This is a genomic window from Cyanobium sp. BA20m-14, assembly GCF_024346295.1.
In genome coordinates this window covers 1-10,639 of record NZ_JAGQCR010000102.1, presented here as the reverse complement: position 1 = coordinate 10,639, position 10,639 = coordinate 1, and the positions used below count along the sequence as shown (strand labels likewise).

Annotated in this window: 8 protein-coding genes; all 8 read right to left on the bottom strand. The window is 63.5% G+C overall.

Annotated features, from left to right (window positions below; translation table 11 throughout):
* Window positions 1-225 precede the first annotated feature (225 nt).
* Window positions 226-2,250 (bottom strand): protease Lon-related BREX system protein BrxL, encoded by a 2,025-nt coding sequence (gene brxL / locus KBZ07_RS10570; RefSeq protein ID WP_254931578.1) that lies wholly within the window; start codon window positions 2,248-2,250, stop codon window positions 226-228.
* 10 nt (window positions 2,251-2,260) lie between these two features.
* The gene (locus tag KBZ07_RS10565) at window positions 2,261-2,383 is read right to left on the bottom strand and encodes a hypothetical protein (protein WP_254931577.1); all 123 of its coding nucleotides are present in this window, start codon (window positions 2,381-2,383) and stop codon (window positions 2,261-2,263) included.
* The gene (locus KBZ07_RS10560; RefSeq protein WP_254931576.1) at window positions 2,380-3,492 is read right to left on the bottom strand and encodes a Fic family protein; all 1,113 of its coding nucleotides are present in this window, start codon (window positions 3,490-3,492) and stop codon (window positions 2,380-2,382) included. The genes KBZ07_RS10565 and KBZ07_RS10560 overlap by 4 nt, the downstream gene beginning before the upstream one ends.
* Window positions 3,492-6,161 (bottom strand): PglZ domain-containing protein, encoded by a 2,670-nt coding sequence (locus tag KBZ07_RS16310; RefSeq protein ID WP_254931575.1) that lies wholly within the window; start codon window positions 6,159-6,161, stop codon window positions 3,492-3,494. The genes KBZ07_RS10560 and KBZ07_RS16310 overlap by 1 nt, the downstream gene beginning before the upstream one ends.
* The gene (locus KBZ07_RS10550) at window positions 6,158-7,456 is read right to left on the bottom strand and encodes an ImmA/IrrE family metallo-endopeptidase (RefSeq protein WP_254931574.1); all 1,299 of its coding nucleotides are present in this window, start codon (window positions 7,454-7,456) and stop codon (window positions 6,158-6,160) included. The genes KBZ07_RS16310 and KBZ07_RS10550 overlap by 4 nt, the downstream gene beginning before the upstream one ends.
* The gene (locus KBZ07_RS10545; protein WP_254931573.1) at window positions 7,453-7,881 is read right to left on the bottom strand and encodes a hypothetical protein; all 429 of its coding nucleotides are present in this window, start codon (window positions 7,879-7,881) and stop codon (window positions 7,453-7,455) included. Before KBZ07_RS10545 ends, KBZ07_RS10550 begins: the two co-directional genes overlap by 4 nt.
* 278 nt (window positions 7,882-8,159) lie before the next feature.
* Window positions 8,160-9,836 (bottom strand): RNA-binding domain-containing protein, encoded by a 1,677-nt coding sequence (locus tag KBZ07_RS10540; protein ID WP_254931572.1) that lies wholly within the window; start codon window positions 9,834-9,836, stop codon window positions 8,160-8,162.
* The coding region (locus KBZ07_RS10535; protein WP_254931571.1) for a MarR family winged helix-turn-helix transcriptional regulator at window positions 9,836-10,639 on the bottom strand (804 nt) is incomplete at its 5' end. The genes KBZ07_RS10540 and KBZ07_RS10535, both read right to left, overlap by 1 nt.

Sequence of the window (10,639 nt, the reverse complement as noted above, 5' to 3'; positions counted from 1 at the left end):
CGTTGATCACATTCAGCCACTAGCTGCTGGCGGCCTGTATCATCCTGATAATTTGCGGGTACTGGCAGCCTTTGAAAATATGCGCAAAGGAGCCAAACTCCCTGACGCTGTTACTGGCAAGCAAGAGGTGTGCGAGAGAAGCAGGTCAGATTATTAGAAACTGACGTGATTTCTAATTGCAGAGAGCAGGCAGTTCCTTCCTGTCGCCAGGCAGCACAGAAACACTCAGTTGAGATCCAGCCCCTTGAACGTCGCCGTCTTCACATCGTTGTAGAAGATCGGATCGATCTTGTCGATCTCATCGGTGTTGATCTCGAGGAAGCTGCGCTTGTTCTCACCCGGGATCAGGGCGCAGCGGGCGCCGTTGTCCATGGCGACCTGGAGGGGTTCCACAAGGGAGCGGGCGGCTTTGATGTTGCCCTGAATGCTCATGTCACCCATCACAAGCATGCCGGCCCTGGTGGGGGCACGGCGGATGGCGGAGAAGGCGGCGAGAAAGAAGGCCACACCCACCTCGGCTTCTACCTTGTTGCCCAATAGGTCGATGGCTTCGACGTTGAAGTCGTAGCTGCCAGCCTCATGACTGATCGAGAAGACGCTCTTGTTTGCTTGCAGGTAGGCAAATGCCCGCTGTATCGATTCCTTCATTGGGCCGCTGATGCCACCAGCTGGCTTGAGCTTGCCGTTGCCTGCCGCGATCGATACCTCTAAGCGGTAGAGGCCAACCGTGCCATCCCCAGTCACGGACGCGGTGTAGACCGAACCCGGTGCCAGCGGCTCTGCAGCGATCAGATCCTGACCGCCCTGCTCGGGGACACCCACAAAGCGCTCCTCACCCGTGTCGTTGTCGGAGTAGCTGAAGGAGGTTTGGCTGTACTCAAAGGAGCCCATCTTCTTGAGCTGCTCCTTGACGCGCCGGCGGCACTCAATGGCGAGCTTGAGGATTTCCTCCAGGTCTTCCTTGGCTGGTTCCCCATGGGGATGGATGATCTTGACCAGCCCGGAGACGGTGCGGCGCACGGCCTTGCGGTCACGGGTGTTGAGGTGGCTACCTAGGCCGAAGTGGCTGTCGCAGAGCTCGGTGTAGTTGAGCTTGCGCAGGTCGCGCAGGGCCTCGGCCAGGTAGTCGATCACGAAGCCGTAGTGGTCCGTGAAGAACTCGTTGCGCATGTTGGGAACTTCCCAGCCCGGCAGGTAGCAGTGCAGCCGGTCGATGAAGGCGCGGTCGTCGCGAATCACATCGGGCATCGGAGCAAACAGATGCCCCGTCTGCACCATCACGTCGATCGGCTGCTGGGTGTTGCCGAACATGGCGATGCTGGCGTCGCCGGCAAAGCTCTCGGCACCACGCTGGAACTGCCCCGACTCGCAGTAGGTCTTCATGGTGGTGATGACCTCCTTGGGCATCTTCTGGAGGTCGGCCACCTCGTCGAAGCCGACGACGTCCCAGATCGACACCATCCCTTTGACCTTGCCGCTCATGTGGCCAAACAGGTTGGCCACGGTGGTGGGGCCGGTGAGCAGGGCGGCGTAGGGGGAGAGCTCCTGCACCGCAAAGCTCTTGCCGGTGCCGCGGGGACCGAGCTCCACAAGGTTGTAGTTGCGCTCGCAGAGCGGGATAAGCCGCAGCAGGAATAGGAGCTTGAGCCGCTGGCTGAACTGGGAGGGCTCGTAGCCCATCGAACGGATCAACAGGTCGATCCACTCCTCGGTGCTGAACTGCGTCCGCAGCTTGCGGTATTCATCGAGGTTGAAGCTGGCCAGCTGGATCGGCGTCAGCTGGCTGATCGAGAAGGGTGCCTTGCTGTCGTTCTCCTCCCACTCCACCTCCACCTGCGCCCACACCCCGCCTGTGAGCAACCGCTCAAAGGCATGCACGTCGTCATCAGCGATGCGCAGGCTGTTGCTGCCGAAGTTGACGCACTCGGCCACATAGGTGTTGCCGACCAGGCGCACCTTGACCTTGTCGATAAAGGTGTAGCGGCCCTTCTGCTTGACCTTGCTCTGGGCCTTGGTGGCTTCGTCTGGGCGGATGTAGTTGTTGGCCAGGGTGTCACGCACCACCGAGAGGCCCAGCTCGATCGCTGCCGAGTCAGAGGAGGCGCAGTACTTGCCGAGCAGATACTCGAGCACGAACACCGGCACGTTGGCGCCGACCTTCACGGCCCGCACCAAGTCCTTGCGCACGCACTTACCCGCAAAGACCTGATTGACCTTGTCGTCGAGGGCGTCGCGGGCGGGGGTGCTCATGGGGGCTGGATTAGGAGGTGCTGGCTGAGGTGCTGTGCTCGGTGAGGCAGGGCGGCTTGTGGATCACGGGTGAACGACAAACGGCTTTGTGGATCACGGATCGGGGTTTCATGATCCACAAGCTAGGGGTCATGGTCGCCCCTCCGCAACGGCCAGTAGCTGCTCCAGGCAGAGGACCCGGGGGCGCCGGCCGCTGGCTCCCCTGATCACAGCAAGGATCTCGGCGCTCTCCAGGCAGCGGAGAATGCGCTTGGCGGTGGCCACAGGAATGCCGGCGTGCTTTTCGAAATCGGTGGCCCGAAAGGTGGGGGTGGAGAAGATCCAGTCCAGCGCTGCCACGGCGTACTGGGAACGGGTGGCCTCCTGGACGGCGGGCTTGAGGTTTTCGTAGAGGGCCAGGATCTGGCTGGCCCTCTCCTGGTTCTGGCTGGCCTGGGCCTGCACGGCTTCCAGGAAGTAGCGGCACCAGCCTGTCCAGTCGCCATCACGGGAGATGGCGAGGAGCCGCTCCACATAGCTGTCCTTATTTGCCTCGAAATAAGCGCTCAGATAGAAGTACGGCATGCGCAGAATGCCGGTCTGCCAAAGGAAGAGCGGCAACACCATCCGGCCGATGCGGCCGTTGCCATCAAGGAAGGGGTGCAGCGACTCGAACTCGGCATGCACGATGGCGAGCTGAACGAGCCGATCGGGATATTCGTCATGGATGAAGGATTCCCAGCTGCCCATCGCGGCATCGAGCTTGTCGGCGCTGATCGGGATAAATCGGGCTTCTTCAATCGGTCGATATTTAGGCCCGATCCAGTTCGGGATCTTCCGGAACTCGCCTGGGGCCTTGTCGTCACCGCGCACCCCAGAGAGCAGGGTGGCGTGCAGGGTTTTGATGACCCGCAGCGATAGCGGCAGGGTGTCGAGCAACTCCACTGCCTGCCTCATGGCGTGGCGGTAGTTCTGAACCTCGCGGATGTCGTCGCGGCGTTCCTGCGGCAGCGTGCTGGCTTCCGCGTCAGCCTCGAACTCCAGGACTTCAGCCAGGGTGGCCTGGGTGCCCTCTATTCGGGAGGACAGCACCGCTTCCTGGCTGGAGAGGGGGCTTAGCAGAACTGCGGGGTTGGGGATCCCCTCCAGTAGGCCGTCATAGCGAGCCAGGCTGGCGTTAGCAGGGCCCAGTAGCGGGATCAGCTGCTGCCAATCGAGCTGTGGTGGAGGGAAGCCGCCCAGGTGGTAGGTAACAGGAGCCATCAGCCGAGCAGGTCCACTGGCAGATCGGGGCTGCGGTGTAGCACCAGGTCGGTGGCGGCGTCACGCAGCTCCAGGTAGAGCTTCTTGCCGCTCCAGTCGCCGGGAATGAGCAGCCCGATGGTGGCGGCCTGGCCGGGGGTGAGGGTGAGGCGGTTTGTGCCTGTGTCGAGCTCAGCGTCGATGGCCTGGATGGGCGTAGCTACTAGGTCTTCTGTCTTGCAGTCGTAGGCAGCGAGCACTGTCTGGCGGTTTTTGCCCTGGTTGAGCAGGTCGATGGGTAGCTCGATCGGCACCATCAAGATGCGATTGGTGACCCTCTCCACAAGCGTTCCTGGCCAGGGCTTCTGCTTTTTGGCCTTGCCTGCGCCCTCAGGTGCTGTGCCAGGCGCAGCACAGCGGAAGCTGAGCAGGGGGATCAGCAGCTCCTGGATGCTGCTGCCGCCGTGGTGAAAGCAGAGACTGCCACCAGCCTTGAGCACCCCGGAAGAACGGGGCAGCACCACCGAGAGACCATCTTGTCCGTAGCCAAGGGCTGCGGTCTGGATTTCCACGCAGGAGGGATTGACGGCGGAGGGGTGGCCAAGCCAGCAGCGCCGCTCCAGCTTGAACAGTTTTCCGTCCGGCGGGTCGATGCGCATGGCGGGCTCTCGGCCCAGCGGTAGATGCAGGAAGCCGTGATCCGCAGTGATCACGAAGCGCTCCAGCGGCTGCTCCAGCGGCAGGGCTGCCAGGCGGCGCACGGCGTCTTCGATGGTGTCGAGCTCGCGCTGCATGTCGGTGCGCACATTGGCGAGGTTCTCGTCGGTGTCGCGCTCACCGGCGTGGTCGATGCCGGTGCTGGTGACGACCACCGGACCAGTACCGGCCAGCTTCTCGAGCAGCACGGCCTCCTTGCTGCGAATCAGCTCCACCAGCGAGATGACTACGGCGGTGGGCACCCGCTGCTGCAGGTGGGCGAGGCGCTTGGGCTTGTCACTGCTCCAGCCAACCGGCACCCCATCGACCACAGAGCAGGGGCTGCCAGCGACATCGGCCACCGCAAAGCTGCGCTCCGCGCCGGGCAGCAGGGCTGCCATGCCAACGGGCGTGATTGAGGGCAGGGCGGCCTGGGCGATCTCCAGCTTGAGGTCGCTGAGCTGCTCGCGGCTCCAGCCGCTGAAGCGCTCATGCAAGGTGGCGCCCATCTCGTAGCGCAGGGCATCCACCCAGAACACCACCGCCCTGCCGGCGCCGGGCTGCACCCGCTCGCTCCAGGTGCGCGTCTGCGGGAAGGCACCAGGGATAAGCCAGCCTGCCTGCTGCAAGGCAGCGGTGAAACGTTGGGCCTGCTGCTCCAGTAGGGCCTCGTAGCGGCCCCGCAGCTGCTCTAGAGCGTCGCTGATTTCCACTTCGCTGGCGGTGAGCTCAGCCACCTGCTGCTCCAGGCGCCGCTGCAGGCCATCGACCTGCTGGGCGGCCTCTGCCTGATACGGAAGCCAGGCTTCAACGGCAGCGGCGGCCTTAGGCAGCTGGGCTTGCGCCTGCTCGAGGGCCACCCCGAGGGCGGCGGCGGTGCGGGCCAGCTCCCACTGCAGCCGGCGCCTGGCTTGCTGGGCATCGGTGGGCTGACCCACCAGCCAGAAGCTGTTGTGACGGGCGGCCACCAGCTCCTGAGCCTTGGCGTACTCGCCCTGGGCGAGGAAGACATCGACGCTGCGCAAAAGGAACTGTTCTTCGCAGGGGAAGGTGTCGATCGAGCCGAGCACGCCGGGCCGCTCGCCGCTGATCAGGGAGCGCAGCTCAAGCTCAGCTTCGATGCGAGTAGCGATGGCGATGTAGGCGGGCGCGTGGCTGCGGCGCAGGCCCTGCACATCGGCGAGGGCGTTTTCTTCGGCGGCCTTACCAACCGGCAGCGACTGCCTGGCAAAGGCGCTGAGCTCATCGCCATGCCAGTCGTGCAGGAACTCATGCAGCAGCAGGGCCCGCTGGGCCCGCTGGCGCCAGTCGGCCAGGGTTGTCTCTACGGGAAAGCCCAGGCCCCAGCGGCTGTGCAGCAGATCCTGCAGCTCGTTCTCCAGCCCTTTGGCGCTGATCGCGTCATCGAGCCCATCTGCTGCCAGCCAGAGGCGGGCCAGCTCGGCGTTCTCGGGAGAGCTGTTGCGTCCCAGCTGCTGCTGAAACAGCGCCTTGAGCTGACTGAAGCCGCCGCTACCTGCTTGCTCCAGGGCCAGGGCGATATCGCGGTAAGTGAGATCGGGACGCTTGAGCAGCTGCTCCACCTTGTCGGGCTCGAGGACCTCACGCAGGTAGCCGCGGGCACGGCTGACCAGCTTGATCTCGAAGGTGGAGCCAGCGCGGAGCAGCTCAAGCAGCACGGCGCGGCCTTCGCTTTCCTGGCGATTTGGTAGGTAGACGAGCAGCGGATCGGGCAGATCTGCTGCAACGTGCGGTTCAAGCTGGCTTCGCAGCTCGTAGAGGCTGCTGCCGGCCACTGCCCAGCCGGCCTGCTGCTCCCCGAAGCTGAGGCTGCCCAGCTCCTTGCCGCTGGGCGGGGCCGTAGCGACATCGTCGAGAAAGGGCCGCAGCTGCTGGCCCGGATCAAAGACCAGCAGAACCCTGTGCTCGCTGAGCTGCTTGGCCAGCTCCTGGCAGAGGCGGCGGTGGAGCTTGTTGGGGGCTGAAGCGGTCACCGAGTCACCTCTTGGTTGGCGATGAGGTTCTCGACGATTTCTGGGCTGACGCCGAATCGCTCGGCGACCTGCTCCACGGCCGGTTCGGAATAGTCGCCACAGAGCTGCTCCAAGGCACCCTCAGCAGGGCAAAGAAATTCAGCGGCGAAGGCCCTCTGGACCTTCTGGCGATATGTGGGGATGTCGCTACTCACGTACCACGACTCACTTCTGGATCCTGTGACCAGGGCATCACCGAGAAAGCGAGCGAGCTCAAAACGACGTGCTGGCGGGTAAAACTTGCGTAGATGCAGGGCGATCTGTCCGGTTGGCCCTGGCACCGCTACAGCGATGGGTTGGCGTCTCGGTGGCAGGGTTGATTCAAAGGCTTGGGGCGTCAAGCCAAAGAGATCGCAGAGCAGAGCAGTTGGGATGGGCTCATTGCTGAGGCCCAAGTGTTGGCGCAGGGCATGGGCCAGCTGCTGGGCTAGGCGCCAGGGCGCACGCGACTGGATCGGCTTCTGAAGCACGACCTCAAAGACCTGCAACCTGGCCTCAAGGGCTGGGCTCTCCAGCAGTTGCTGAAACTGCTGGAGACCTGGAAGTTGGCCCTGGGCTGAACGCCCGTAGAGAGGAGCAATCTCATTAAACGTTTGGGGCCCCATGGTTTCGGCCAGGCGCATCGCCTGCTCCATCAAGGCTTCCGGTGCATCATCGGGATCAAACCCCAAGCAGGCTTCTAAGCGCCTGTAGCTGCTGGACTCTTCGTCTCTGCGCTCATCTTTCACCTCTTGCCAGAGATCGAGCAGCTCGGTCTGGATCCCATCCCAGGCCTCCAGACGCCCGAGCACTGAGTTGATGAAGCCGTCGAGTACCGCTTCCACCTGCTCCCGTGGGATCGAAATCGGAACCTGCAGCGTGTTCAAGTAGCGAACCGACTGCTGGCGGGAGCCTGCTGCGATCGAAGCCTGGAATTGAATGGTGTCGCCCTCGCTGGCCAGCACCACAGCGGGCCAGATGGTGCCTGCATTGGCAGCCGGCCACTCATGGGCCAGGCGCCACTCTGTGCTGGGACGCAACCGTTCGGGCGGTTTGGGTTCGTGGAGCAGACGCCACCAGTTGGCCGCAAGCCAGAAGGCCAGTGGATAAGCCGACACCAGCACCTCCTGGCGGCTGGTGCGGGAGAAGGTGTCCTCGTGTTCGGTGAGGTTGATGTCGCCCACCTGCAGGCGCAGCCGCCCGGTGGAAGCGAGCACCTCGGCAGCGCCTTGGCCAGCGGCTTCCCAGTTGCTGATGCTGAGCTGCAGATCGGTCATGGTTCGTCTCCCAAGCGCTGCAGCACCAGCTCAGCGAACGGGTCTTCTGGCTGCAGGGGGTACCCGTGATAGATACCTGTTTCACTCTGCTCGAGCTGCGCTTCCAGGACGCGACCCTCTCGGAGAGCCCAGATGTTCTGGGGCCAGCCGTTGACGCAACGCTCGCTGATCAGGCCAGCGGCAACACCGGAACGCAGCAATTCCAGGGCTTCCTGCCTGTGGAAGATGCCAACTTCGTCGCAGAGCATCTTTCCGATTCGGGCACCACTGGGAGGAGTAAGACCGAAATCACCGGGATTGCGCTTGTGCTCAGGGTTCCCTCCATAGAGCAGCCGCTCGCCAAGCTGCTGCAGGCGATCCGGAGGCCAGTGACGCAGATCAGCCAGCTGGCGTTTGGTGTTGTAGGTGCCGTTGCGTCGCTTCATGTGTGCTGACCTCCGCTGCCAGCCTGACGCCTTTCAGCTCCCCTCGATCGGCTGCCAGCTCCCCTCGATCGGGGCGGAGCCCCCCTCGATCCGCCTGAAACCCCCCTCGATCGGCGGAGTTTCCTGCTGAAAGTCGGGAAGCCAGCGTGGGAGCCAGCTCCTGGCAGAGACGGCGGTGGAGCTTGTTGGGGGCGGCGGCGGTCATGGGAAGCAGCGGCGCACCCAATACGCGCAGATTACGCGCATGCTCGTATTTATACACGCGTGCTTGTAAATACTCATACGGATGGCGGAAGGCGATAGCTGCGGCCCTTGCCCACCCCTTCCGGGATCAGGGCGCCACGTTTGCAAAGGCGCTGCAGGGCATGGGTGGCCTGGTTCTCCTCCAGGCCGAGAGCTTGGATGAGATCCCGCCGGCGCAGGGTTTCACGCTCCCTGGCCAGCTGGAGGATGCGCTGGTCGATCTCTTCAGTGCTGAGGGCCGCCTGGCGTTGGTACCCGGCTTCCTGATCGAAGGCTTGGTACACCTTCTGCGAAAGGGTGTAGCTGCGTCCGCGCCCCTGGCCCTGGGCGGCCACGAGCTCGGCCTCCACCAGTTGTTCCAGGTGACACCTGATCGTGGGCTCCTCGCGGTGCAGGCTTTCCGCCAGCTGGGCGGTGGTGAGGCGGCGTTGCTCGTGCAGGGTATCCAGCAGCAACAGACTCAGAAGCCCCAGGGGTGCACCGCCCTGGCGTTGCTGGGCTTGCCAGAGGGCGACCAATTGCAGGTTGGCCGGCTGGGTGCTGAGCTGCAGCACCACATCATCCAAGCTGGATTGCCTGTAGTTGGGAGCTGCTCGCCCCGCTTCTAGGAGCTCCTGGTAAATGCGATCGACCCCCCGTCCGGTCCGCTCTGCTAGGCCGATGCGCTTGAGGGCATCGGCAAGCGCGAGGTTGCGGGAGCGGGGAGGCGTGGTGAGCAGGGTGTCGATGCTGACGCCGCGCACAAAACCGCCGGGGTTGCTAATCACCAGCTGATCGCCGAGTTGCCAGGTGATATGCACGGCGGCAAGACGGGTGTAATCGCGGTGGGCAAGGGCATTGAGGAAGGCTTCGCGGAAGGCGCGTTTGCTGAGATTCGGCACCGGCACGCGAAACAGGCCCACATCAAGCTCTTGCTCTGTCAGGAGGGGATCAATCCGCTGCTCGATCTGTTCCACCAGAGCCAGAAGTGGCGATCGCCAGAAGTGATTGATGCGCACCTCCGTTCCCTGCAACACCTGGAAGCCGCATTCATGGCCGGGGAGGCAGCGCCTGATGGCCGATTCGTGGCCCAGCAGCAGCAGGCCTGCCGCTGTGGGCCGATGGGTTCCCTGGGCATCGATGCCCACCAGGGCTAGGGCCCCATCGAGCTCGTCGTCACTGAGCTCCAGCAGGGTGGGATCCCCTTTGTAGGTGCGCACCATGCTGCGCAGCCGCTGGCGTTCGGCAGGGTTGAGATCAGCAAGGGTGGCAGTGGGCAACGGTTCGCCAGACCAATCCAGCTCCAGCTGCTGGTGGGAGCGCCGCATCACATCCACAGCGCTGGCGGGCCGGCAGAACGGTTTGCCCTGCTGGTCGAGGCTGCGGATCTGGCAACGGCCATCGCGAGTAAACACCGTTCCTTGGGCCACTGGAACATCGATCTGGAGAACGGTGTGCTCATTGAGCTCCAGGTATTCCACCGAGACGCCGAGTGGTGGGGTAGTGAATTCAGCGATCACTGCGGCCAGGTTCTTGCGACGATCGCGCCCGGAGTGCAAGCCCGTGACGGTGCCGTTGTCTTCGATGCCCAGGTAGAGGGTGCCGCCCTGGGCATTGGCCAGACAGATCGCTGCCAAGGCGAGATCACGATCTTTGAGCTGCTCCTTACGGTCGCCCTTGAACTCCACCGTGAGGGTCTCGGACGTTGGCAGCTGGGGCGCTTCCGCTGCCATCATTCTTCCTCTCCAGGCTGGCTCTCAATAGCCGCGAGACCTGACTCAGTGAGCCGGTACTTGGCCCCACGGGCAGCCCCAAGCTGCTCGATCTGGCCGCCTTCCTTGAGCTGCTTGATCACAGCTGTAAGCGAGGCAGCCTCTACACCCAGTAGCTCGGCAATGGAGTTTCTGCCGAGGCCCTCTGCCGGTGCGGCGGTGAGCACCAGCAGGGTCTGGCGGGAGGTTTCTGCCCCTATCTCGGGGGCAGATCCGCGGGGCCGGCGGGTTGTGCCAGTGGAGGACGACTTCGTGGCCCGCGGTGCGCGGGTACGAGCGGCTGCCACAGGTGGAGGTGCAGCGAGGAAGCGCTCCAGTGCGTTCTGCACCGCAGGTTTGCTGTACCCGGAGATCAGGGCTTGCAGCTCAGCTTCTGACAGCTGACGCTGCATCCAGTTGCCGTTATTGGTGTCCTGCCAGAGGCGCTCTTCTAAGCCGTGGGCGATAGCGAGGCTGCGATCAGTAGTGCACTTCCTGATCACCCGCTCGGGCCAGAGATGGAAGGCGAGATGGGCCCAGTCGTAATCGCCCTTGACCAACTTGTCCCAACACTCCTTGCACTTCTTCTGCCAGGGGGTGTAGGGCGTGATGCGCCAGAGAATTGCGTGGTTGATGATCACGCCATCGTTGAGATTGGGGTTCCAGAGAGGAGTAACTAGCTCTAGTTCACTCTTGAAGAGCCGTAGATCCTGGAGCAGGACCTGAGCCTCCTGAAGCAGGCTGGCCGCATCACCCGATAGGCCCCCCTGAGATTCAAGTTCAAA

Coding starts and splice junctions, on each gene's coding strand:
- brxL (WP_254931578.1), bottom strand. CDS start 2,250: ATGAGCACCCCCGCCCGCGACGCCCTCGACGACAAGGTCAATCAGGTC.
- KBZ07_RS10540 (WP_254931572.1), bottom strand. CDS start 9,836: ATGGCAGCGGAAGCGCCCCAGCTGCCAACGTCCGAGACCCTCACGGTG.
- KBZ07_RS10545 (WP_254931573.1), bottom strand. CDS start 7,881: ATGAAGCGACGCAACGGCACCTACAACACCAAACGCCAGCTGGCTGAT.
- KBZ07_RS10550 (WP_254931574.1), bottom strand. CDS start 7,456: ATGACCGATCTGCAGCTCAGCATCAGCAACTGGGAAGCCGCTGGCCAA.
- KBZ07_RS10565 (WP_254931577.1), bottom strand. CDS start 2,383: ATGACCCCTAGCTTGTGGATCATGAAACCCCGATCCGTGATCCACAAA.
- KBZ07_RS10560 (WP_254931576.1), bottom strand. CDS start 3,492: ATGGCTCCTGTTACCTACCACCTGGGCGGCTTCCCTCCACCACAGCTC.